General features: G+C 70.7%; 21 protein-coding genes. 9 read left to right on the top strand and 12 right to left on the bottom strand.

Annotated elements, in window-relative coordinates:
* Positions 1-23: 23 nt before the first annotated feature.
* The gene (gene mraZ / locus B7K24_RS08810; protein ID WP_234986640.1) at positions 24-491 is read right to left on the bottom strand and encodes a division/cell wall cluster transcriptional repressor MraZ; all 468 of its coding nucleotides are present in this window, start codon (positions 489-491) and stop codon (positions 24-26) included.
* A gap of 231 nt (positions 492-722) precedes the next feature.
* On the opposite strand from mraZ, the gene B7K24_RS08805 reads away from it, so the two are divergent.
* Genes B7K24_RS08805 through B7K24_RS08795 form a run of 3 tightly spaced genes read left to right on the top strand, consistent with a single transcriptional unit; the run spans position 723 to position 5,193 of the window.
* On the top strand, positions 723-1,751 hold the full coding sequence (locus B7K24_RS08805; protein WP_084129965.1) for a MoxR family ATPase: 1,029 nt from the start codon (positions 723-725) through the stop codon (positions 1,749-1,751).
* Between the two features lie 32 nt (positions 1,752-1,783).
* Positions 1,784-3,025, top strand: coding sequence for a DUF58 domain-containing protein (locus tag B7K24_RS08800; protein WP_159449202.1), 1,242 nt, complete (start codon positions 1,784-1,786; stop codon positions 3,023-3,025).
* A complete protein-coding gene (locus tag B7K24_RS08795; protein ID WP_159449201.1) occupies positions 3,022-5,193 on the top strand; it encodes a DUF3488 and transglutaminase-like domain-containing protein in 2,172 nt (723 codons plus the stop codon). Before B7K24_RS08800 ends, B7K24_RS08795 begins: the two co-directional genes overlap by 4 nt.
* A 3-nt stretch (positions 5,194-5,196) precedes the next feature.
* Here the strand turns inward: B7K24_RS08795 and B7K24_RS08790 are convergent, their stop codons facing one another.
* Positions 5,197-5,574: a DUF3040 domain-containing protein gene (locus tag B7K24_RS08790; protein ID WP_159449200.1), complete on the bottom strand. Its 378-nt coding sequence runs from the start codon at positions 5,572-5,574 to the stop codon at positions 5,197-5,199.
* Positions 5,575-5,661: 87 nt separating this feature from the next.
* Between B7K24_RS08790 and B7K24_RS08785 the strand changes: the two genes are divergently transcribed.
* Positions 5,662-6,441 (top strand): spermidine synthase, encoded by a 780-nt coding sequence (locus B7K24_RS08785; protein ID WP_144268216.1) that lies wholly within the window; start codon positions 5,662-5,664, stop codon positions 6,439-6,441.
* Positions 6,442-6,570: 129 nt separating this feature from the next.
* Here B7K24_RS08785 and B7K24_RS08780 read toward each other — a convergent pair whose 3' ends face one another.
* Together B7K24_RS08780 and B7K24_RS08775 are read right to left on the bottom strand one after the other, a co-directional pair.
* Complete coding sequence (locus B7K24_RS08780; RefSeq protein ID WP_084100409.1) at positions 6,571-6,774, bottom strand: cold-shock protein; 204 nt, start codon at positions 6,772-6,774, stop codon at positions 6,571-6,573.
* 143 nt (positions 6,775-6,917) lie between these two features.
* Positions 6,918-7,841: a PAC2 family protein gene (locus tag B7K24_RS08775; protein WP_084129960.1), complete on the bottom strand. Its 924-nt coding sequence runs from the start codon at positions 7,839-7,841 to the stop codon at positions 6,918-6,920.
* Positions 7,842-8,024: 183 nt separating this feature from the next.
* Between B7K24_RS08775 and B7K24_RS08770 the strand changes: the two genes are divergently transcribed.
* Positions 8,025-10,229 carry an AAA family ATPase gene (locus tag B7K24_RS08770; protein WP_084129959.1) on the top strand — a complete coding sequence of 735 codons (2,205 nt, stop codon included), beginning with the start codon at positions 8,025-8,027 and terminating at the stop codon, positions 10,227-10,229.
* 39 nt (positions 10,230-10,268) lie between these two features.
* Here B7K24_RS08770 and B7K24_RS08765 read toward each other — a convergent pair whose 3' ends face one another.
* A complete protein-coding gene (locus B7K24_RS08765) occupies positions 10,269-11,063 on the bottom strand; it encodes a hypothetical protein (protein WP_084129958.1) in 795 nt (264 codons plus the stop codon).
* Positions 11,064-11,144: 81 nt separating this feature from the next.
* Between B7K24_RS08765 and serA the strand changes: the two genes are divergently transcribed.
* Both serA and B7K24_RS08755 read left to right on the top strand, forming a co-directional pair.
* Entirely contained in the window at positions 11,145-12,350 is a 1,206-nt protein-coding gene (serA, locus tag B7K24_RS08760; RefSeq protein ID WP_084129957.1) for a phosphoglycerate dehydrogenase, read from the top strand.
* A gap of 59 nt (positions 12,351-12,409) precedes the next feature.
* Positions 12,410-14,062, top strand: a complete 1,653-nt coding sequence (locus tag B7K24_RS08755; protein WP_084129956.1) for a DEAD/DEAH box helicase — start codon at positions 12,410-12,412, stop codon at positions 14,060-14,062.
* A gap of 230 nt (positions 14,063-14,292) precedes the next feature.
* Here the strand turns inward: B7K24_RS08755 and nrdR are convergent, their stop codons facing one another.
* Together nrdR and B7K24_RS08745 are read right to left on the bottom strand one after the other, a co-directional pair.
* The gene (nrdR, locus tag B7K24_RS08750; protein WP_084129955.1) at positions 14,293-14,766 is read right to left on the bottom strand and encodes a transcriptional regulator NrdR; all 474 of its coding nucleotides are present in this window, start codon (positions 14,764-14,766) and stop codon (positions 14,293-14,295) included.
* Between the two features lie 66 nt (positions 14,767-14,832).
* Positions 14,833-15,240, bottom strand: a complete 408-nt coding sequence (locus B7K24_RS08745; protein WP_084130036.1) for a LysM peptidoglycan-binding domain-containing protein — start codon at positions 15,238-15,240, stop codon at positions 14,833-14,835.
* Between the two features lie 187 nt (positions 15,241-15,427).
* Between B7K24_RS08745 and lexA the strand changes: the two genes are divergently transcribed.
* Positions 15,428-16,141 (top strand): transcriptional repressor LexA, encoded by a 714-nt coding sequence (lexA, locus tag B7K24_RS08740; RefSeq protein ID WP_084129954.1) that lies wholly within the window; start codon positions 15,428-15,430, stop codon positions 16,139-16,141.
* Between the two features lie 16 nt (positions 16,142-16,157).
* Here the strand turns inward: lexA and B7K24_RS08735 are convergent, their stop codons facing one another.
* Together B7K24_RS08735 and hflX are read right to left on the bottom strand one after the other, a co-directional pair.
* Positions 16,158-18,212 (bottom strand): ATP-dependent DNA helicase, encoded by a 2,055-nt coding sequence (locus tag B7K24_RS08735; protein ID WP_304441534.1) that lies wholly within the window; start codon positions 18,210-18,212, stop codon positions 16,158-16,160.
* The gene (hflX, locus tag B7K24_RS08730) at positions 18,209-19,699 is read right to left on the bottom strand and encodes a GTPase HflX (RefSeq protein WP_084129952.1); all 1,491 of its coding nucleotides are present in this window, start codon (positions 19,697-19,699) and stop codon (positions 18,209-18,211) included. The genes B7K24_RS08735 and hflX overlap by 4 nt, the downstream gene beginning before the upstream one ends.
* A gap of 63 nt (positions 19,700-19,762) precedes the next feature.
* Here hflX and B7K24_RS08725 point away from each other — a divergent pair, with 63 nt between their 5' ends.
* Positions 19,763-20,380 carry a class I SAM-dependent methyltransferase gene (locus B7K24_RS08725; RefSeq protein ID WP_084129951.1) on the top strand — a complete coding sequence of 206 codons (618 nt, stop codon included), beginning with the start codon at positions 19,763-19,765 and terminating at the stop codon, positions 20,378-20,380.
* Here the strand turns inward: B7K24_RS08725 and dapF are convergent.
* The 3 genes from dapF to miaB are packed head-to-tail and all read right to left on the bottom strand — an operon-like array spanning position 20,377 to position 23,773.
* Positions 20,377-21,255, bottom strand: a complete 879-nt coding sequence (dapF, locus tag B7K24_RS08720; RefSeq protein ID WP_084129950.1) for a diaminopimelate epimerase — start codon at positions 21,253-21,255, stop codon at positions 20,377-20,379. The two genes, B7K24_RS08725 and dapF, sit on opposite strands and share 4 nt — an antisense overlap.
* Positions 21,252-22,226 carry a tRNA (adenosine(37)-N6)-dimethylallyltransferase MiaA gene (miaA, locus tag B7K24_RS08715; protein ID WP_234986639.1) on the bottom strand — a complete coding sequence of 325 codons (975 nt, stop codon included), beginning with the start codon at positions 22,224-22,226 and terminating at the stop codon, positions 21,252-21,254. The genes dapF and miaA overlap by 4 nt, the downstream gene beginning before the upstream one ends.
* On the bottom strand, positions 22,223-23,773 hold the full coding sequence (gene miaB, locus B7K24_RS08710) for a tRNA (N6-isopentenyl adenosine(37)-C2)-methylthiotransferase MiaB (protein WP_084129948.1): 1,551 nt from the start codon (positions 23,771-23,773) through the stop codon (positions 22,223-22,225). The genes miaA and miaB overlap by 4 nt, the downstream gene beginning before the upstream one ends.
* Between the last annotated feature and the right edge of the window lies 1 nt (position 23,774).

Here is a 23,774-nt window from a genome sequence, read left to right as displayed (position 1 = left end):
AGGAGGCCGCGGGGCGCGAGGGTTTACATGGCGTCGAAGACCTCCGCGGCGGTCGCCGCATAGTCGTCTTCGCCGCGCTCGAGGTAGTCCTCCCAGGCCTGGGCGTCCCAGATCTCGACCCGGGATCCCATGCCCACCACGGCCACGTCGCGCTCGAGACCCGCGTACTTGCGCAGCGGGGCGCTGATGAGGATGCGCCCCTGCTTGTCCGGGATGTCGTCCGAGGCGTGGCCGAGGAAGTTGCGCAGGTAGTCACGCGCGTTCTTGTTCTCGAGGGGCGCGCGTCGCAGTCGGTCGTGGATGACCGCGAACTCGTCCAGCGGGAACAGGAACACGCAGCGGTCAAGCCCGCGCGTGGCGACGAGGCCCGACGCGAGCCTCCCGCGGAACTTCGCGGGAAGGATCAGCCGGCCCTTGTCATCGAGGCGAGGCGTGAACGTGCCCAGGAAGACCCCGGTGGGGCCCAGACCGTGCGTCAGTGCATCCGACACCCGATCACCTCCCAGCGCCACGACTCGCCCGATGTCCCCACTTTACTCCACTTCACTCCACATATCGAGACTCTCGGCCTGAAATCTTCCCCATGCGCAGCTAAATATCCAGGTAAATTGCAAGACAATGGGGTGGAGGGATTTTCGCACGATACCTCCCCAGATGCGAGTGGCGCCTGCCCAACGCGCCGCGAATCCCCTAGGCTCGGCAAAAAGCGCGAAGGAGCACCCATGACGCACCCCCTGCCCACCGAGGACGAGCTGGCGGAAGTGGCGGAGGTCACGCAGGCCATCCGTGCGTCGATTGGGTCCGTCTTGTCGGGGTTGGACGGTGCGATCACCGCGACGCTGGCTACCGCACTCGCCGGGGGTCACCTCCTGATGGAGGACGTGCCAGGGGTGGGTAAGACGACGCTGGCGCGCGCCTTCGCGGCCTCGGTCGACTGCTCATTGGGCCGGATCCAGTTCACGCCAGACCTGATGCCCGCGGACGTGACCGGCGTCAGCATCTTCCGCTCCGACGACCACCGCTTCGAGTTCCGGCCGGGGCCAATCTTCGCGCAGGTGGTGATCGCCGACGAGATCAACCGGGCGTCACCCAAGACACAGTCCGCGCTGCTCGAGGCCATGCAGGAACACGCGGTCACCGTCGACGGCGTCACGCGCCGCCTCCCCGAGCCCTTCCTCGTGGTGGCCACCCAGAACCCCATCGACATGGAGGGCACCTATCCCCTGCCCGAGGCGCAGCGCGACCGCTTCATGGCGCAGGTGTCGGTGGGCTACCCGCAGCCGGCCGACGAAATGGCGATGCTCGACAGCCATGACGGCACCGACCCCCTCGCCCACGTGCACCCCGTGACCGACACCGCGACCCTCGGGCGTCTGATCGATGTGGCGCGACGCATCTATGCCGCGCCCGCGGTCAAGCAGCACATCGTCGACCTCGTCGCACAGACGCGTGAGGACGCGTCGCTTCGCCTGGGCGCGTCGCCGCGTGCCTCGCTGCAGTTGTTGGCCGCAGCCAAGGCGCGTGCCGCGATGGCGGGGCGTAACCATGTCCTGCCCGATGACGTGAAGGCGCTCGCCGTGCCCGTGCTGTCGCACCGCCTGGTGGTCTCGACGGAGGCACGCCTCAGCGGACGCGCGGCCCAGGAGGTGGTGCGCGACATCGTCGAGCGCACCCCCGTGCCCACCGAGGCCCGCGCGAGCGTCCCGCACCGCGCCACGGCGGGCGCCGCCCACGCCGACGCGACTCGCTGACCGTGCACCCCGCGACAGCCGTCAACGCCCGCATGAGCCTCACCTCGCGCGGTGTGGGCATGCTGGCGTGCGGCATCGTCATCGGCGCACTCGGGGTAGGCCTGTCCACCCCCGTGATGGTGTACGTGGGCGTCGCCATGACGTGCGCGGTCGCCCTCGCATGGGTATGGATGATGCTGGCCCTGGGTTCGTTTGTACGCCGGTTCCCGCACGCGGAGCGCACCATCCGCCCGCGCCCACTCACCGTGGGAGTCCCCGGCACGGTCACGGTGGCCATCAGAGCCACCCGCGCGCGTCGCGCGCCCGGCAAGGGCGTGATCTCGCGGCTCCAGGTGCGCGAGCAGGCCGCGTCCGAACTCACCGGGGGCGGGTCAACCCGCGCGGCCGTCACCCGCTCCCCCGACGCCCTGGTCCTCGAATACGCCCTGAACCCCGTGCGGCGTGGCCGGTGGGAAGTAGGTCCGGCCCTCATGCACACCGCGGATCCCTTCGGCCTGCTCGCGTCGGACACCGCCTTCGGCTCGGCCGAATCGGTCTCGGTCTGGCCGCAGGTGACCGACCTGGTCGGTACGGCGGGCGCGCTGATGGGCCAGGCGGAGCGCGTCGTCGTCGGCTCGCGCACCCCGTCCGCGGACGACGCCGCACTGCGCGACTACCGCGACGGCGACGATCTGCGCCGCATCCACTGGGCGAGTTCCGCCCGCCGAGGCACCATGCTGGTGCGCTCCGATGAGCATGCGGGAAGACGACCGGCTACCGTCATCCTTGACCTTCCGCTGGGGCACGAGGCGCTCGAATGGTCGATCTCCGCGGCGGCGTCGATCGGCGTCTCCGTCCTCGATACGGGTCACCCCGTCCGGCTCCTGGGTGCCGGGCCTGCGGCAAGCGCCGCACACCTGGGGCAGCGCGGCGGCGACCTCGCACGCGCCGAGCTGCTCGACCTCACGGTGGACCTCACGTCTCCGGTGACCCGCGCGGCGGGAGATGCTCGTCTGCGTGAGGCCGCGCGTGCGGCCGCGGAGGGTTCCGTCGAGGGCGAGGTCACCGTAGCGATCATCGACCCCACCACCGACGACGTGCTGGAGGACCTCGCCCCCATCGGCGCCGCCGGGCGGGCCTGGGCCATCGTGCGCGCCGATCCCGACGACCCCGCCGACGCGCAGGCGACTGCTGCCCGCCTGAGTCGCGCGGGGTGGCACGCGTCCGTGGTGCGCGCCGGCGACGACATCGCCGGGGTATGGCGTTCCCTGGTCGCGATGGAGGAACGCCGATGAGCGCCCCCGCCCGCGCCAAGGCCCCGTGGCCCGCGTCGCTCACCGTCGCGGCCGCCACCATGGCAAGCCTGTTCGCGCTCACCTCGATGGTGGTGACGGGTGCGTGGATCCTCACCGTCGCGGCATCGCTCGCGGCGCTTACCGCGACGGTCGTCGTCGCCCGCGTCGTGACGCGCTCGCGCTGGTGGCCCACCGTCGTGGGACTCGCGGTCACCGTCGAGGCCCTGGTCCTGCAGTTCTCCGTCAGCGAGGAGGGCGACGGCCACCTCCTCCCGACCCCCGGCGCGCTACGCGACCTCCTGACCGTCATGGGCGATGGCGTGAACTACGCCGCCACCACCGTGGCCCCCGCCGAGATGACGCCTGCGCTGCTGAGCCTGGTGTGCGCCGGCGTCATGGGCCTCTTCCTCGTCGCCGAACACATCGCGGTGTCCTGGCGCGCCGCCGCGAGCGCGGGCCTGGTGCTGATGCTGCCGTGGCTGCCGGCCGCGATCTTCCAACAGCGCGTCTCGGTCGCATGGCTACTCGTCGCGCTGGCAGCCTGGCTCCTCACCCTCGCCCTCGCGCGTCGCGGCGACGCGACGCAGCCGCCGTCGACGCTGGGCGGTGCCGTCGCCGCCACCGCCGCGACGCTCGGGGTCTCGCTCCTGGTCGTGCCGTCCGCGCTCGGTGGTCACGGCTGGGGAATCATTCCGCGCATCGACGCCCCGTCCTCACTGAGCTCGACGACGCGGCTGAACCTCGACCTCGACCTGCGCACGTCGCTCACCACGAACTCGACCGCGCCCGCCCTGGTCTACACGGCCGACGGCCGCCGTCCCGACGTGTTGCGGCTGTACAGCTACTCGGAGTTCGACGGCGTCGCGTGGGCCTACGGAGCCCCCTCCGACGATGAGATCACCAGCACCGAGGGCCTGTTATGGCCGCTTGATATCGATGTGACCGACGCGACGACCGCGACCTACGAGATCGAGGCGGTCGACTCGGCGGAAAACAACCTCGCGCTTCCCTCGGCGCCGCGCTCCGTGGATGTCGAGGGCGATTGGGGGTATTCGCCCGGCACGGACGAGGTGGTGTCTCCCTCCGACTCGACGCTGGGGCTGAGCTACACCGTCACGGCGGCGACGGACTTCCTGTCCGCCGAGCGGCTGCTCGCCGCGCCCAGCGATCCCGCGTCCGATGCCGGGGTGGGCGCTCGCTACCTCAACCTGCCCGCGGCCATGAATGCCGCTCGCGTGAGTGATCTCGCCGCCGACGTCACGAGCGGTGCCACGTCCCGCTTCGCGCAGGCCGTCGCGATGCAGGACTACCTGCGCGATCCGGCGGAATTCGACTACGACACCTCGGTGAGCCCGAGTGGAGGCGACGCGGTCAGCACGTTCCTCGACGACCGCGTCGGCTACTGCGTGCAGTTCGCCACCACCATGGTCATGATGGCCAGGACGCTCGACATCCCCGCACGGATGGCCATCGGGTTCCTGCCCGGTTCCGAGGGCGAGGGCGACACGTACGTGGTGCAGGGCGGCGACGCGCACGCGTGGCCGGAACTGTGGTTCCCCGAGGTGGGATGGGTGCGATTCGAGCCCACGCCTGCCGTGCAAACGGGGAGCGCGCCGGTGTACGCGGAGGAGCCTGATGAGCCGGCGGTGTCCGAGACCAGCGACCCGGCGCAGCAGCCGACCACGGCTCCCCAGCAGCAACCGGAGCGCCCGGACACCCCCGACGTGCCCAACCTGTCGGGCGGCGAGGCGGAGCAGTCCGGCCTCGACTGGTGGTGGTTCGCGATCGCCGCGGCCATCCTCCTCGCGGGCTCGACGTTCGCCGTCGTCATGATGCGCCGCCGGCGCACCGACGCCCCGGCACCGCTCGATCCCGCCGAGCGTGCCTGGCTCAGGGCGCGTGACGGGCTGCCGGAGCACGCCCGCTGGTCCCTCGCTCACACGCCCGACGAGGCCGTCGAGCACGTGAGGGCCACGCTGTCGGAGTCGGGCCGCGGGCTATCGCCTGCAGGCGACGCGGCTCTGGTGAACCTCGCACAGGCGGTTGCCGACCACCGTTACGCGCCGGAGGGCACGGCCCACAGCGACGCGCAGATGCGGGAGTGGTCAGCGGCCCTCACCACGGAGGCGGGGCGTGATGCGGCGGCCGAGCAGCCTACTCGGCGCTAGAGGCTAGAGGTCGCCGTTCTCGCGGCGACGGTCGAAGCGCTCCTCGAAGGTCTGCATGAAGTCCTTCTTGGGCTTCTGCGGAGCGGGTCCCGCGGCGGGACGGGCGGCCTGTGCGGCGTCGCCCTGTCCCTTGCGGGGAGTCAGCAGCGCCCACAGCGCCACGCCTGCCATGATCACGAAGCCGAGGATGCCTACCAGCGGGATCTGGGTGACGACGCCGAGGAGCACGACACCGAGTCCGACGACCACTCCGGCGATGGCCGCAATGACCCGGCCGGGGGTGCGCGGTCCGCGGTTCATGGCGCGGTGCAGCGAGGGGTCCTGCCCGAGGTCGTGCTCGAGCTGGTCCAGCACGCGCTGCTCGTACTCCGACAGCGGCATCATGCCCTCCTCTTTCGTGCGGTGCGCAGTAGGCACCTAGTCTAGTCAGGACCGCCCGCTTCCACTACCCCGAGGTGTCCACGACCCATGTCACGCAGATCAACGACGTCCCCCGCAGTGGCTGAGGGCGTCGCTCGCGGCGTCGACATGCCGATCTCCACCGGGGTGGTGCGGCTCACGGACGAGCCTGGTGGTTCAACGACCGTATGGGTGCGTGGTGTTCCCAGTTCCTCGATGCGCGTCGAAAAAGATGTGCTCGACTTCGAGTACATGCGTCATATCGCGGCCGTGATCGAGGCATGGCAGCGTCCCGCACGGATGCTCGCCCTGCATGTGGGTGCGGGCGTGTGCACCATGGCGCGCTATCTGGTGCACGCATATCCGGACAGTCGCCATATCGCGGTCGACATCGACACCGCCCTGCCCGAGCTCGCCCGTCAGTGGTGGGACCTCCCACGGTCGCCTCAGTTGCGGGTGCGGGCCCAGGACGGTCTCGACGCCGTCGCGTCTCGCCATGACGACAGCCTCGATGTGCTGGTGCGCGACGCGTTCTCCGAGGCGCTGACGCCGCCGACCTTGGCCGATGCCGTGTGGTGGTCGCACGCCCGTCGCACGGTGCGTGCGGGGGGCGTGGTGGTCGCGAATGTGGGCACCGTGCCGGGCTCGGCCGCACACGTGGCCGATGCGGCGGCGGCGCGTGCGGCCTTCGGTGACGTAGTCGCGATCGGCGAACCGGCGGTACTTAAAGGCAAGCGGCGGGGCAACGTGGTGCTCGCCGCCGGTGCGGGACTGAACGTCGACGAGCTGCGTCGCTACGCGGCGTCGGCTCCCCTGCCCACCGTCGTCGACGCCGCCTGGGCGCGATAGCCCGACAGGGACAGGCCGCGACGAACGCCAGCCACGGCATCGGCCAGCTGACATGCCGTCAGAGACGGCGAAGGCCGCCGCCCCCTCGCGGGGACGGCGGCCAAGACCAGTCGTGAGACCGGTGAAGCCTTACAGCGGGCGAACCGCAGCAGCCTGGGGGCCCTTGGGGCCGTCGGTGACCTCGAACTCGACGCGCTGCGCCTCTTCGAGCGACTTGTAGCCGTCGGTCTCGATCGCCGAGTAGTGGACGAAGACGTCGGCGCCGCCGCCGTCCTGGGCGATGAAGCCGTAGCCCTTTTCGGCGTTGAACCACTTCACAGAACCCTGTGCCATGAGTATTTCCTATCTGTACTGCCCGGGTGACGGGAAGCGCGGACACCGTGTCCCCGCTCGTCGCCGCAATGCCGCGTCCCGGGTCTGGTCAGACCGGTTCATGCACACTACGTTCTTGCAACCGGGTCAAGCATGACACGAAATCATGCTCCAGGGGGAGTGTCTCCACGCTGTTGTTGCAGGAATTTCTCAAATTCGGCGCCCAATTCGTCGGCCGAGGGCAGCGGACCTTGAATATCGAGGCCCTCGTCGCGCTGCTCCATGTACGCGTCGTACTGGCGCTCGAGGCCGGCCACCAACGCCTGTACCTCGTCGGACTCGGCGGTCTGACGGGCGATTTCCTCCTCGGCCCGCTCCGCGTCCTCGTCCAGCCCGGTGGTGTCGATCAGCAGGCCCGAGATGTCCTCGATGCTCTCGATCGCCCGCTCCGCGGCCTGCGGGTAGGAGCTCTGCGACAGGTAGTGCGGGACGTGCACGGCAATGTTGATCGCCGGCAGGTCCCACTGTGCGAAGCGGTACTCCATGAGGTTTTGCGCGCTCGCCGGAACGTTCACGGTTCCGAAGAACGACGCGGAGTCCGGCAGCAGGTCCTGGGGCGTGCCGTGCACGGTGGCCGTCAGGGGGCGGGTGTGAGGCGCGGCCATCGGAATGCCGTAGGTGCCGAGGGTGAGGCCCACACCCGTGCGCGTGACGATCTCCTTGACCGTGGCGATGTACTGCTCCCAGCGGATGTCCGGCTCGAAGCCGTGGAGCAGCAGGAACGCCGTGCCCTCGGTGTCGCGCACCAGGTCGAGCGCCAGGTGCGGCTCGTCGTAGGCCGTCCATTGGTTCACGGAGAACGTCATCTCAGGCCTGCGCGAGCGATAGTCCAGCAACTGGTCAATGTCGAACGTCGCGACGCGCTGCGGCTCGCCTGCCTCCAGGATCTGCTGGGCGACCAGCAGGCCCGCCTTCCCTGCATCGATGAAGCCGCGCAGCGAGTGCAGCAGCACGGCACCTTCCTTCGGAGCCGTCTCGGCCCACGCCTGAACGCCGTCCGCATCCCAGGTGATCAGTGGTGAAGTCATAATCCCGTCATTGTTTCACGCCCGCGAGCGCATCGGCTGATGCGCTCCGCTCGTCAACGCCTCCCGCGCGCGGACGATTCCCCGCGTGACGTTTCCGTGACGGCTGTAGCGCACGACGCCAGGAATGGGGATAATGGACGACTGCCTCGTCAGTTCCGTCACGAGGCGCAGAAGGGCAGGCGCATGCAGGAGGACAGCACCCGGACCGCTCTCAAGGAGGGCCTGGATGCCGAGCAGCGGGTAGTCGATGGGCTGTACGCACGGCTCGACGAGTTGCGCGACGAAACCGACCGTCGCCTCGTCTCGATCAGGCGCGACGGGCCGTCCGGATCGCCCCAGAATCGCTCCGAGCGCGACGCCTTCGCCACGCTGTACGAGGACCGCATCGCGCAACTCGACGCCGTCGAGGACCGGTTGTGCTTCGGGCGTCTCGACATGCGTGACGGCGACCGCCTCTACGTGGGCCGCATCGGCCTCTCCGATGCAGACCACGCTCCCCTGCTCACCGACTGGCGCGCCCCCGCCGCGCGCGCCTTCTACTCCGCGACCGCCGCCGACCCCTCGGGCGTGATGAGCCGACGCCACCTCACGACCCGAGGCCGCCGGGTGGCCGCGATCGAGGACGACGTGCTCGACGTGGAGGCGCTGCGCGAGGCGGGGCTCGAGGGCACGCTCGCCGGCGAGGGTGCCCTCCTCGCCGCGCTCGATGCGCGCCGTACCGGACGCATGGGTGACATCGTCGCCACGATCCAGGCAGAACAGGACGCGGTCATCCGCGCCGACCTCGACGGGGCGCTCGTGGTGCAAGGCGGCCCCGGTACCGGCAAGACCGCCGTTGCCCTCCACCGCGCCGCCTTTTTGCTCTATCACCACCGCGAGCGCCTCGAGCGTCGCGGCGTGCTGCTCATCGGCCCCTCGGGACAGTTCCTGCGCTACATCGACCATGTGCTGCCCTCGCTGGGCGAGACCGGCGCGGTGTCGACCACCCTCAGCGGCCTGGTGCGCGGCGTCGACACGTCCGCGGTCGAGGCCGATGCGGTGGCCGCGATCAAGGGACGCGTCGAGATGGCGGGGGTCATCAAGGCCGCCGTCCGCGAGCGCCAACGCCTGCCCCGGCGCGACCAAGAGGTGAAGATCGACGGCCGCACCGTCGTCATTCGCCGCTCCGACATCCGCGACGCGCAGGCGCGTGCCCGGCGCGACGGGCGCCCACACAACGAGGCCAGGGCACACTTCGCGAAGGACATGATCAGCAGGCTCACGACCCAGTTGCTCGAGCAGCTCGAGAGCCAGCTCGACGCCGAGGACCGCCTCGAACTCGAGCGTGACGTGCGCGACAGCCGCACGATCCGTGTGGCCCTCAACCTGTGCTGGCTACCCGTCACGCCCGCCCAGCTGCTGCGCGATCTGTTCTCGAAGGCCCACCTCATCGATCATGCCGCTCGTGGCCTCAGCCGGGCGGAACGCGACCTGCTGCTGCGCCCCGCCTCGGCCCCCTTCACCGAGGCCGACGTGCCGCTGCTCGACGAGGCCGCCGAACTGCTGGGCGACATGCCCGGCGGCGCGCCGCGCGCATCCCAGGAGGCCACGGAGGAGGAGTTGGACTACGCCCGCGAGGTGCTCGAGACCTTCGGCGGGGACGGCATGGTGACGGCGGAGGACTTGGCCGCACGCATGAAGGGCGGGTCGTCACGCCTGACGGTCGCCGAACGCGCCGCCCAGGACCGTACCTGGACCTACGGCCACGTGGTGGTCGACGAGGCTCAGGAGCTGTCGGCGATGGCGTGGCGCATGCTGCTGCGGCGCTGCCCCACCCGGTCGTTCACGATCGTGGGCGACGTGGCACAGGTGGCTTCGGCCGCAGGCACGCGCTGGTGGCCCGAGGCGATGGACCCGCTGTTTGGCCCCTCGTGGCAACTGCGGGAACTCACCGTGTCATACCGCATCCCCTCCGCGGTGGCACGCGCCGCGCAGTCCTACGCCATGGCCGCGGGCCTTCCCGTCAGCGACCTATCGGCGGCCAGGGACCTGGACGACGCCGTGGCGTCCACCGCTACGTCGCGCGATGCCCTCGCGGCGACCGCGGCGGCTGCCGCGCGCGCCCACGCCGACCGGATGGCAGGCGAGGACGGCGGACTCGTGGCGATCATCGCGCCGCACACGTGGCTGCCCGCGCTGCGCGAGGAGCTCGGCGGCGAGATCGAAGGCGTGTCGGTGATGACGGCACGCCAGTCCAAGGGGCTCGAGTTCGACGTCGCGATCGTGGTCGAACCCGCCGCGATCGCCGAGCGCCCCGGCGACCTGTACGTGGCGTTGACGCGTCCGACGCGTCGCCTCGAGATGGTGCACGCCGAAGCCCTGCCCGACGGGCTCACGGACCTGGACTAGGCCGGGCCACAGGAGCGTGGGACGCGGGGTGCGCCTGGACTAGGCGCAGGGCCCCGCGCCCGCGATGGCGAGGCCCTGGCGATCGCCCGGCCCCCACTCGGTGATCGCGGTGTTCTCGTCGTGCATCAACTCGGTCGCTGCCTCCACGTGGCCCAGCCCGATGACGTGGGCGAGCTCGTGACGGATCACGGCCTCCGCGAGCGCGGTGCCGCTCTGCGTCGACAGCAGGTCGGCGAAGTCGTCACGGTCGAGGATCACGACGCCGGCTCCGAGGTAACGCTGGTCGCCGTACGCGCCCGTGATGGACGTCGAGCCACCAAGCCCCGCCGTCACACCGGCAAGGTCGGGCGTGTGGTCCTCGTCGGACCAGCCGATCACGACCGGAGCGAGCCTGTCGCCGTAGCGCTCCTGCACGATGAGGCGGCCGAAGGACGCCTCCTCGTCGGTGGCACCCTCGTACGAGAACACCAGGCCGGAGTGTGCCGCCACGTCGGCCGCGGCCGCGTGGACGAGGGGCTCGACGCCCTCGGGCATGCCCGCCGGGTTCAGCACCCACGCGACGGGCACACAGGGGTCGAGGCGCACGGGTTCGCCGCCCTCGTCGAACAGGAACGTGTGTTCGCCTTCGGTGCTCACCGGCACGGCGGGCGCGAGGCGCTCGCCCGTGCTGTCCACGTGGGGAATGCGGATCTGCTGACCGTCCATCTCGACCACGTTGCGCGGCTGGCCAAGGTGCGTGAGGTCGGCCCAGTCGAGGCCCCCCGCCCACGCGACGGCACCAATCGCCACCGCACCGGCGGCGCACCACGCCACCAGGCGGCCCGTGAGACTCATGGCGCCTAGCCTCCCACGCGGTGGCCGCCGCTCCCGGTCACGATCGTGTGGAGTTGGTAACAGGGGGTCCGGTACGCAAAGATGGGCGCCGTGCGAGCACTTCTTCTGGAGAACCTGTCCCACACCGCCACCGAGATCCTCGAGGCGGCTGGTATCGAGGTCATCAACCACGCCGGCGCGATGGACGAGGACGAACTGATCGAGGCCCTCGACGGCGTCGAACTGCTCGGCATCCGCTCCAAGACCATGCTCACCGAGCGCGTCATCGAGGCGTCGCCCTCGCTGATCGCCGTCGGCGCGTTCTCGATCGGCACCAACCAGATCGACCTGGAGGCCGCCGCGAAGAAGGGCATCGCCGCCTTCAACGCGCCCTTCTCGAACACCCGCTCCGTGGTGGAGATGGCGGTCGCGGAGATGATCTCGCTGACCCGTCGCCTGCCCGTGCACCAGAAGCTCATGCACGAGGGCGTGTGGAACAAGTCCGCCGACGGCGCGCACGAGATCCGCGGCCGCACGCTCGGCATCGTCGGCTACGGCAACATCGGCTCGCAGTTGTCCGTCGTCGCCGAGGCCCTGGGCATGAACGTCATCTTCTACGACGCCGCCGAGAAGCTCGCGCTGGGCAACGCGACCCGCATGCCCTCGCTCGAGGCGCTGCTGGCAGAGGCCGATGTCGTCACGCTTCACGTCGACGGCCGCTCGGGCAACCGCGGTTTCTTTGGCCGCGAGCAGTTCGAGGCGATGAAGCCCGGCGCCATCTTCCTCAACCTCTCGCGCGGCTTCATCGTCGACGTCGACTCGCTGCGCGAGGGTCTGGAGTCCGGCGCGATCGGCGGCGCGGCCATCGACGTGTTCCCCGAGGAGCCCAAGAAGAAGGGAGATCCCTTCACCTCGGCCCTGCAGAATATCCCCAACGTCATCCTCACGCCCCACATCGGCGGCTCGACCGAGGAGGCCCAGCGCGACATCGGCATCTTTGTGGCCACGCGCCTGCGCGACTACGTGCAGAAGGGCTCCACGTCACTCAGCGTGAACCTGCCCAACCTGCAGCTGGACCAGGCCCCTGGCATCCACCGCATCGCGCACCTGCACCTCAACGTGCCCGGTGTGCTGGCCGCCGTCAACCGCGTGTTCGCGGAGCACTCGGTCAACATCGAGGGCCAGCTGCTGGCCACGCGCGGCGAGCTGGGCTACGTGGTCACCGACATCGCGGCGGGCCTCACGCATGAGGCCGTCGCCGCGCTGGGAGCCATGGACGGCACCGTGCGCCTGCGGGTGCTGTCCTGACCGGGGCCGATTCACCCGCCACCGTCTCCTTCGCCGAGCTCGGTCTTCCCGACGCGCTCGTGCGCGCCCTCGCGGGCGCCGGCATCACCACGCCCTTCCCCATTCAGGCCGCGACGATTCCCGACGCGGTGGCGGGCTTCGACGTGCTGGGCAAGGCCCGGACCGGTTCGGGCAAGACGCTCGGGTTTGGCCTGCCGGTGCTCGCACGGCTGGCCGAGACGGGGCGCCCGCGTGCCCACAAGCCGCACGCCATCGTGCTCGTGCCCACGCGTGAGCTCGCCATCCAGGTTCACGATGCCCTCGAGCCCCTCGCGCACACCATGGAGGTATCGCTCAAGCTGGTGGCAGGCGGCCTGTCCATGCCCAAGCAGATCGCCGCGCTCGAGCGCGGGGTGAAGCTCGTCATCGCGACGCCCGGCCGCCTCGCGGACCTGGTGCGCCGCGGCCATGCCGACACCTCGGCCACCCAGATCGTGGTGCTGGACGAGGCCGACCACATGGCCGAGATGGGCTTCATGACGGAGATCGAGGAGATCCTCGCCGACGTCCCCTCGGATGCCCAGCATCTGCTGTTTTCCGCGACGCTCGACGGCGACGTGGATCGGCTGATCGACGAGCACATGAACGAGCCTGTGCTCCACGACGTGACAACGGGCGACGACGCCGCCATGCGCCACGTCGTGTTCAACATCGCTCCGCACCTCAAGTACGAGGTCTCCCTTCGCATTGCCGCGCGCCGGGGCCGCACGATCGTGTTCGTGCGCACCAAGATGGCCTGTGACCGGGTAGCCGAGCAGATGCGCAGCGCCGGTGTGAACGCCATCGCTCTGCACGGGGACAAGGAACAGAACGAGCGCAATACCGCCATCGCGGCGTTCAAGTCCGGCCGCGCGCCCGTCCTCGTCGCCACCGACGTCGCCGCTCGGGGGCTCCACATCGAGGACGTCGACCTGGTGCTCCAGTTGGACCCGCCATCGGACTTCAAGGACTACACCCACCGTGCCGGGCGCACCGCGCGCGCCGGCGCCGAGGGCCTGGTGGTCACGCTTGCCCTGCCCCACCAACGCAAGGCCATGGACCGCATCGTGGACGCCACGGGCATCGAGCCGCTGTTTCGCAAGGTCCGCGAGGCCGATGCGGAGACGCTCGCGATGATCGACGCTCTGACCGGTGCGCGTGAGCCGTCCGGTGCGCCCGTCACTGACGCTCGAGGGGGCCAGCGCGGCACGCGCCACGACACTGACCACGACACGCGCCGCACGAGCGACCGAACGCGGGGCGGCGAACGTCGTGGCGAGCATGGCACGACCGCGCCGCGGCGCGACCGCAACGACGATCGTCGTGACCGTCAGCGCGGCGACAGCGCGGGCGGCAGTGCGCGCGGCGACAGTGCACGCGGCGACCGCAAGGCACCGACGCGCGGCGCCGGCGATCCTCGGCGTGCCACGCGTGGGCGCGACGAGGAACCGCGCGAGCGGCAGTCTGGTGGTGCGGGCCGCAATGGCGGACGCTCCGCTAGCGGACGCTCCTCCACCGCAGGTGGCGCGCCCAACCGTCAACACCCTCCCGGGAGCGACGAGCGGGCCGGCTCGAGTGGACGCGAACGCAAGCCCAATCCGAACCCGCGCAAGAAGGCGCCGGGCACGAAGAAGTCCGCTCCCCCGCCGCCGCGCGGACGCAAGGGCAAGCCTCGCCCCAAGAAGAAGCGCTAGGGACGCCTCACGCAACCCGTTCGCCCGCAGCACCGCGTGGGGGCGGCGCAGCGACCTGGGAGCAGCGCTCACCCTGCACGGCGCCACGCTTATCGACGCCCTCGTGCGCTCCTACGCCGCGCTCGCACACGCGCACTCACCTCAGCAGTGGGCCATCGAACTCGATCCGAGCCGCCGCGGATACCTGTCGCCGCGGTTCGTGACGGGCTTCCCGCTGCGCGGGCACGCGGCTACTCGTGGGACGAGGCCTCAGCCGCCTGATCCTCCGCGCGCAACTGCGAGATTGCCGATTCGAAGTCGTCGAGCGTCTTGAACCCCTGGTAGACGCTCGCAAACCGGAGGTAGGCGATCTCGTCGAGGTCGCGCAGGGGCGGCAGAATCGCAAGGCCGATGTCGGTGGCGTCGATCTCCGCGGTGCCCTGCGCACGGATCGCCTCCTCGACGCGCTGAGCAAGCAGCGCGAGGTCGTCATCCGAGACGGGACGTCCCTGGCACGCCTTGCGCACACCCGACGCCACCTTCTCCCTACTGAAGGGCTCCGCGACACCGTTGCGCTTCAGGACCGTCAGGCTTGCGGTTTCGACGGTCGAGAACCGCCTCCCGCACTCCTGGCACTCGCGGCGCCGACGGATGGACGCGCCGTCGTCGGCGGTGCGAGAGTCGACCACGCGGGAATCGGGGTTCCGGCAAAACGGGCAGTGCATGGCACTACTTTCCCACGGATGGCGCCGCTGTCTCGCAGCGCCCATCACGCGCCCTCGAGGTCGCGCCTAGTCGAGCGCGGGAATGAGCAGCTGCTCGCCTGCGCGCAACGCCGACGAGGACTTCGCGTTGAGTTCCTGGATGGCGAACACCGTCTCGTTCACGTCCTCGCCCGCCGGGGTGAGGTCGGCCGCGATCGACCACAAGGTCTCGCCAGGCGCGACGGCGTAAGTATCGAAGGCGACGGGAGTGCCCGGCTCGTCGCCGGCCACGGCCTGAGGGCCGACGATGGCGACCGCGATCGCCACCACGACGGCCGCAAGGGTGCGGCGACGACGGCGCGCCACGGGCGTGTCGATGCGGTGCAGGCGCAGCGAGGAGCCGCGCTCGGTACGTGCCGGGCGGGCGGGCTGCGCGGTGGCCACCCGTGCGGGACGGAACGCGGTCGGTGCATAAGAAGCGGCGTACGCGGTCATGTCATCCTCCATTCGAACATATGTTCGTCGAACACGTGTTCTATTTGTAGCACTGGAACCCTGCGCTGACAAGACACGCTCGAACATGTGTTTGATTCGGTGCGTGTTCTGCTCTAGCGTCATGGGTGTCAGCACACCAGAGGGGTCTGACATCGACCGCGGGCACGACGCCGCGCAAGGAGGAGACATGGCAGAGCGAACCGAGGCGGGCGCCACCATCCACGAGTTCCCTGACACGTCGGGCGGTCCGCTGACCGAGCGTCAGCGCCGCATCCTCCTGACCATCCGCGACTCGGTCGAGTCACGCGGCTACCCGCCGTCGATGCGCGAGATCGGCCAGGCCGTGGGACTCACGTCCACGTCATCGGTCAAGCACCAGCTGACGGCGCTCGAGACCAAGGGCTACCTGCGTCGCGATCCCCACCGTCCCCGCGCCATCGAAGTGGTGATGCCGGAGACCGAGCCCGCCACGGCATCGGCCTCCTCCCCCGAACCCGTTGCCGCGTCCCACCCTGACGGCCGCGAGGACGTCTCGATGGTGCCGCTCGTGGGCCGCATCGCCGCCGGTGGGCCGGTCCTGGCAGACCAGGCCGTCGAGGATGTGTTCGCGCTGCCGCGTCAGCTCACGGGTGAGGGCGAGCTGTTCATGCTCAACGTCACCGGAGATTCGATGATCGACGCCGCCATCTGTGATGGCGACTGGGTGGTGGTGCGCCGTCAGCACACCGCCGAGAACGGCGACATCGTCGCGGCGCTGCTCGACGACGAGGCCACCGTGAAGACCTTCCGCCGCCGCGACGGCCAGGTGTGGCTGATGCCGCACAACCCCGCCTACACCCCCATCGACGGCACCCACGCCTCGATCATGGGCAAGGTCGTCTCGGTGATGCGCCGCATCTAGGCGGGCAACGCCCCTGCTAGCGACCGGCGGCCCTCGCGGACTCGTCGAGTCGCCGTAGCGCGCTTAGCACGGTGGCGCGGTCCGTGGTGGGCCACAGTTCCGGCATGGAGCGCGCGAGGAAGCCGCCGTAGCGGGCCGTCGCGAGGCGCGAGTCCAGGACTGCCACGACTCCCCTGTCGTCGTGCGCGCGGATGAGTCGGCCCGCGCCCTGCGCCATGAGGAGCGCAGCATGGGTCGCGGAGACGGCCATAAAGCCGTTGCCGCCGCGCTGGGCGATTGCCTCCGTGCGCGCCTGCGAAATGGGCTCGTCGGGGCGCGGGAACGGGATGCGGTCGATCACGACGAGCGATGCGGTGGGGCCGGGCACGTCGATGCCCTGCCATAGCGACGTCGAGCCGAACAGGCACGCGCGCGGGTCGGCCTTGAACTGCTCGACAAGGGTCGGCAGCTGGTCGTCCAGTTGATAGAGCACCGGAACGTCGAGTCGCTCGCGCATCGCCTCGGCGGCCGCCTGGCCGGCCCTGTGGGACGAGAACAGTCCCAGGGTGCGCCCTCCCGCGGCCTCGATGAGTGCCGCGAGTTCGTCGAGGGCCTCGGCGGAGATGCCTCCGGCGCCCGGGCGCTCCAGGTGCTTGGCGACGTAGAGGATGCCCTGCTTGCCGTAGTCGAAGGGGCTACCCGCGTCGAGGGTCTCGGGGTCGTCGATCCCGAGGTGTCGCGCCATCGCGTCGAAGTTGCCACCCAGGGCGAGCGTCGCGGACGTGAACACCGACGAGCGCTCGTCGATCAGCCGCTCACGGATCAGCCCGGCGACATCGAGCGGCGCGGCCACGATGCGCTCGGCGCGCTCAGACTCGTAGTCGCCGTCGGGCGGTGCGAGCCAGATCACGTACCGGCCGTGTTCGCCCGCGAGCTCCTCGCACACGTCGTGGATCTCCTGGAGGGCGGCGCTGGCCATCTTGGCGGTGGCCGATGCCGTGTCGCCCGGCGTCTTCGACTCCGGTGTGTCCTTGGTCGCCTTCTGCACGGCGCTGAGGGCCGCGCGGGCGGCGCCGCGCACCAGTTCGACGGCGGCGGCGAGTTCCTCGCCCAGCCCCTGGCGCAGCCGCGCCGGCCGTGCGTCTCCCAGCGCGGCATCAAGGGCCCGCGCGGCGCGGTCGAGGTCCTCGGTCGTGACACCCACGCGGCGGGTCGCGCTCGAGGCACGGTCCACCCGCGCCACCGTCAGCTCGTGCGTCGCGGCCCCCGTGATGCGTCCCACCAGTTCGTGAGCCTCGTCGACGATCAGGGCGTGGTGTTCGCCGAGCATGTCGTGGCTCGCGGCCTGCACGCCCAGCACCGCGTGGTTCGTCACCACCACGTGCGCATCGGCCGCCTGGTCTCGCACCCGCTGCGAGAAACACTCCTTGAGCGCCGGGCACTTCGACTCGAGGCATTCGCGCCCGCTGACACTGACCTGCGCCCAGGCGCGGTGCGAGACGCCTGGCACGAGGTCGTCGCGGTCCCCCGTCTCGGTCTCGTCCGCCCACTCGTGCAGGCGCGCCACCTCGCGGCCCAGGTCGCTCGTCGGGCCGGCGACGATGGGCAGCATGTCCTCGTCAGGCTCGCCGTAGCCGCCGGCCAGCTTGTGCTTGCACAGGTAGTTCGAGCGCCCCTTGAACAGGGCCGCACGGGGGCGCTCTCCCAGTTCGGGCTCGAGGGCGTCCAGGACGAGCGGGATGTCCTTGGTGAACACCTGGCGCTGGAGGGCGAGGGTGGCCGTCGAGACCACCACGCGCTGGCCCTCGCGCGCGGCGTGAGCGACCGCCGGCACCAGGTAGCCGAGCGACTTTCCCGTGCCGGTGCCCGCCTGGATCAGCGCGTGCCCCTTGCCCGACAGGGCACGCTCCACGGCCTGTACCATCCGCGTCTGGCCCTCGCGTCGCGCTCCCCCGAGCGCGCCCACGGCACGGTCGAGTAGCCGCACCGCCTCGGTTTCGGCGGCCGATGCCGGCGCGGCTTCAGCCGTCGCGTCACCTGCCGCCTGGGTGGGCTTGGTCGCCGAGCCGGCCACGGCATCGGCCCCACTCACGCGGCGTCAGCCGCGGCCTGCAGGCGTGCCGCGAGGGCCTCGTCGACCAGGGCGACCAGGCGCGTGCCGTCGGCCTCGTGGCTCTCGGACAGGATCTCGCCGTGACGGTGGGCCTCGCTCACCAGGTCGCCACGCGTGTAGGGCACGGTGAGGTCGATCTTGATCGCGGGTCGCGGCAGCTCGCGCGCGATGAGTTCCATGAGGTCGTCGATGCCCTCGCCGGTCAGCGCCGAGACCTCGATCGTGGGCTCGCGGCGCGCGCGCAAGCGCAGCAGTGTCTCGGGCTCGGCGATGTCGGCCTTGTTGAGAACCAGCACCTCCTTGACCTGGTCGGCGCCGGGCACATCCGAAAGGACCTCGCGCACCGCGGAGATCTGACTCTCCGGGTCGGGGTGGGAGGCGTCGACCACATGCAGCATGAGGTCGGCGTGGGCGACCTCCTCGAGGGTCGACGCGAACGCGGCGACCAGCTGGTGAGGCAGGTCGCGCACGAAGCCGACCGTGTCGGACACGGTGAAGGCGCGACCGTCCGGGGTCGACGAGCGGCGCACGGTGGGGTCGAGGGTCGCGAACAGCGCGTTCTCGACCAGCACGCCCGCGCCCGTAACGCGGTTGAGTAGGGACGACTTGCCCGCGTTCGTGTAGCCGACGATGGCGACGTTGGGCAGCGCCGTGCGGTTGGCGCGGCGCACCTCGCGGGCGGGGGCCATCCCCTTGATCTGACGGCGCAGCTGCGCCATGCGGGTGCGGATGCGGCGGCGGTCGAGTTCGATCTTGGTCTCACCGGGGCCGCGCGAGCCGATGCCCGCACCGGCGGCCACACGGCCACCGGCCTGACGCGACATGGACTCACCCCAGCCGCGCAGGCGCGGCAAAAGGTACTCGAGCTGCGCCAACTCCACCTGCGCCTTGCCCTCGCGGGACTTGGCGTGCTGGGCGAAGATGTCGAGGATCAGCGCCGTGCGGTCGATGACCTTGACCTTGACGACGTCCTCGAGCGCGCGACGCTGCGAGGGGGCGAGGTCGTCGTTGACGACGACGGTGTCCGCGCCCACGGCCTTGACGATGTCCGCGAGTTCCTTGGCCTTGCCCTGACCCAGGTAGGTGGCGGGGTCGGGGTGGGGGCGGCGTTGCAGGACGCCGTCGAGGACCTCGGAGCCGGCCGTCTCGGCGAGGGCGGCCAGTTCGCGCAGGCCGATTTCCGCCTCGGCGTAGGTGCCACGCGAGAACTGCCCTGCAAGCACGACCTTCTCGAGACGCAGCTGGCGGTACTCGACCTCGGTAATGTCCTCGAGTTCGGTCGACAGGTTGTCGACGCGGCGCAGCGCGGCGCGTTCCTCGCGGTCAAACTGGTCGCCGTCGTAGTCGGTGTGCGCGGTGGCGCCTTCGGCTACGGCCGTGCCGGCGCGCGAAAGCACGCGCTCAAGGGTCGCCTCGGCGCGTGCGGTGTTGTTCTGGTCTGCGATGTCGTCGCGGTCGTCTGTCATGCTCCGTCCATTGTCTCACCGCACGGCGACACGAACCAGCAAGGTTTCTGTACCCTCGCAGGAATGACCGACCACTATTTCACCGCCGAGCCGGCCTCGGCGGATGAGCGCCGGCTGATCCGGGTGAACCTCGCGGGTCGCGAGATGGACCTCGAGACCGCCCCGGGGGTGTTCTCCCCCGGACACCTCGACCTGGGCACCCAGGTGCTGCTGCGTCACCTTCCCCCGCCGCCGGACGGGCGGCTGCTCGACCTGGGCTGCGGATGGGGCCCGCTCGCGCTCACGGCGGCGCTGTTGAAGCCCGAGGTCAAGGTCACCGCGGTCGACGTCAACCGCCGCGCGCTCGACCTCTTGCAGCGCAATGCGGCCCGCCTGGGCGCCGCCGGAGCCATCCAGGCATGTGAACCTGACGACGTGCCCGCCAAACGCCGCTTCGATGCGATCTGGTCCAACCCGCCCATCCGCATCGGCAAGGACGCGCTTCATGACCTACTCACGCAATGGCTTCCGCGCCTGACGCCCAGCGGCGAGGCTCACCTGGTGGTCCAGAAGAACCTGGGAGCGGACTCGCTGACGACCTGGATCGCCTCGCAGCGAGACGCCGACGGCCAGCGCTGGGGACGCATCGAGAAGGTCGGCTCCGCGAAGGGCTTCCGCGTGCTGCGCCTCGTGCGCGACTAACGCAGCGTGACCGCGCCAGCGGCCACCAGGACGGCGGGGCCCTCAAGCACGGTGTGATCGGCGAAGATTCGCACCGTGACGGTGCCGCCGGGCACGTCGATATCCCACACGTCCGGGGCGCCAGGGCCGGCCCACGATCGCACCGCCAACGCCACGGCGCATGCGCCGGTGCCGCACGAGCGGGTCTCGCCCGAGCCGCGCTCGTGGACGCGCATGCGTGCGCGACCGCGACGCTCGCCGGCGACCTCGGCCTCGCCGAGGGCCACCACGAACTCGACGTTCGAGCCGGCCGGCGGCGCGGGACTCACGACGGGAGCGACCGTGAGGTCGAGCTCGTCAAGCTCCGCAGAGGACGCCAGCGCGACCACGTGGTGGGGGTTGCCGACGTCCACGGACAGCCCCGGGCGCGCGGGGGTCAAGCCCCGTGCCTCGACCGTCGAGTCGAAACCGCCCTCGCCGAGCGCGTAGCCGCCCATGCCGATCGCGTAGCGTCCGCCGCCCAGCCCGGTCACGCGGCGAGGGCCGCCACGGGTACCGAAGTCGAGCCCCTGGGAGACGTCGACGCCGGCCGCGGACTCCAGGAACGCCCCGAACACGCGTGCGCCGTTGCCGCACATCTCGGACGTGGTGCCGTCGGAGTTCCAGTAGTCCATGACCCAGGCGTCGGCGGGCAGCGCGTCGGCACCGGGCACGGTGCCGGCGGGGAGCGCCTCGGCGCGCACGGCACGGATGACGCCGTCGCCGCCCACGCCCGCGCGACGGTTCGTGAGGAAGCGCACCAGCTCGGGGGTGAGGTCGATCTCGCCGCGCTCGTCCAGGAGCAGCACAAAGTCGTTCTCGGTGCCGTGGCCCTTGGTGAAGCGCAGCTCAGTCATGCGCCCAGGCTACCGGCGCCGCGCTCGACGACGGCCAGCGCGTCGGCGGCGGCGCGTGCGACGTCGTGATGGTCGACCGGCGCCGCGATCCACGTCACCCGGGGGTCGGGACGGAACCACTGACGTTGCTTGCGCGCGAGCCTGCGCGTGTGCTGGGCGATGAGGGCGCGGGCCTCAGCCGCGTCGAGTTCCCCGTCGAGGTGGCGCAGTGTTTCCGCGTAGCCGACGGCGCGCCTGGCGGTGGTTCCCTCGCGCAGGCCCCGCTCGACGAGCCCGCGCGTCTCCTCGACTAGGCCGCCGGCCCACATGGCGTCCACGCGTGCCTCGATGCGGGGATCGAGGATGTCGTGCGCGAGCTCGAGCCCGATCTGGATCGCCGGCACCTCGTATTCGTGGCGCGGCAGGCCCGACGAGAACGGCCGTCCGGTGATTTCGATCACCTCGAGGGCCCGCACGAGGCGCTTGGTGTTGGACGGGCCGATGCTCGCGGCGGCGTCGGGATCGGCCTTGAGCAGTTCGCGGTAGAGGATGCCTGGCCCCTCGACGTCTCCACGCTCCTCGAGCCTCGCGCGCACCCGCGGGTCCGTCGGCGGGAACTCGAAGCGGTCGAGTAGGGCGCGGTGGTACAGCCCCGAGCCGCCCACCACGATGGGGGTGTGTCCTCGCGCCTGAATCGCGGTGATGTCGGCGCGCGCCTCGCGCTGAAACCGTGCAACCGACGCGTCCTCGGTCACGGCGAGCGTGTCGAGCTGGTGGTGAGCAATGCCGCGGCGCTCCGCGACGGTCAGCTTCGCCGTGCCGATGTCCATGCCGCGGTAGAACTGCATCGCGTCGGCGTTGACGATCTCGCCGTCGAGCGCCTCGGCCAGCGCGAGGGAGATCGCCGACTTACCCGTGGCTGTCGAGCCGACGACGGCGATCACCGGCGGCGCCTGGACACCGGCCGATGCCGCGGCGGCCTCCTCGCTCACGCTGAGGCGTCGGCGCGGCGCAGGCTCGGCATGCCGAGCCCGACCGGTCCCCCGACCCCACCGCCGGCGCCGGTGCCGCACGCGTCGCCGCATCCGCCGGTGCCGTGCGAGTGTTCGCCTGCCTGCACGGAGTCCCAGGCGTCGCCCGCGCGGGTGCGGCGCACGGCATACGTGCCTCCGACGAGCCCCGAGTCGGCGATCAGGTGGTGCGGGGCGCCGTGGGTGACCTCGACGGTGACCAGGTCACCCGGGCGCGGTGTCTCGGCGCCGTCGGGCACGGTGAAGTGCGTGAGGACATTGCCGGGGGTGCGTCCCGACAGCCGGGACGTCTCGGCGTCCTTGCGTCCACCGGAGTCCTTGCCGGAGCTGTCGAGCACCAGGAGTTCGACCGTACGACCGACCTGACGCTCGTTCTCCGCGAGGGAGACGCGCTCTTGGAGCGCGTGAAGGCGCTCGAAGCGTTCCTGCACGACCTCCTTGGGAATGGTGGGCAGGTCGTAGGCGGGGGTACCCGGGCGCGGCGAGTACTGGAAGGTGAAGGCCGACGAGAAGCGCGAGGCCTCGACCACGCGCATGGTCTCGAGGAAGTCCTCCTCGGTCTCACCGGGGAAGCCCACGATGATGTCGGTCGTGATGGCGGCATCGGGCATCCGCTCACGCACGCGCTCAAGGATGCCCAGGAACTTCGCGGACCGGTACGAGCGTCGCATGGCACGCAGCACAGCGTCCGAGCCGGACTGCAAGGGCATGTGCAGGCTCGGCATGACGTTGGGGGTCTCCGCCATCGCGTCGATGACGTCGTCCGTGAACGCGGCGGGGTGGGGCGAGGTGAAGCGGACGCGCTCGAGGCCCTCAATCTCGCCGCAAGCGCGCAGGAGCTTGGCGAAGGCGCCGCGGTCACCGAACTCGACGCCGTACGAGTTCACGTTCTGGCCCAGCAGGGTGACCTCCACCACGCCCTGGGAGACCAGCGCCTGGACCTCGGCGAGGATCTCGCCCGGACGGCGGTCGCGTTCCTTGCCCCTCAGCGACGGCACGATGCAGAAGGTGCACGTGTTGTTGCAGCCCACGGAGATGGACACCCAGCCACTGGCGATGGAGTCGCGGCGGCTCGGGAGGGTCGAGGGGAACACCTGCAGCGACTCCTCGATCTCGACCTGAGCCGCGGCATTGTGACGAGCGCGGTCGAGCAGCGCGGGCAGCACGTCGAGGTTGTGGGTGCCGAAGACCACGTCGACCCACGGAGCCTTCTCGACGATCTCGCCGCGATCCTTCTGGGCCAGGCAGCCGCCCACGGCGATCTGCATCCCGGGTCGCTGCGCCTTGACCGACGCGAGCTGGCCGAGGTTTCCGTAGAGGCGCGTGGCGGCGTTCTCGCGCACCGCGCAGGTATTGATCACGATCACGTCGGCGACGTCCGTCCCTGCGGGCGCGGCGGCGTAGCCCGCTCCCTCGAGGAGTCCGGCCATGTGTTCGGAGTCGTGCGCGTTCATCTGGCACCCAAGGGTGCGGACGAGGTACGTCGGTGCTGCTGCGGTGTCTGTCATG

This window comes from Demequina sp. NBRC 110055, from assembly GCF_002090135.1.
Lineage (GTDB): Bacteria > Actinomycetota > Actinomycetes > Actinomycetales > Demequinaceae > Demequina.
Note: the sequence above shows the minus strand (reverse complement) of the source record. Positions and strands in the feature narration are given on the sequence as shown.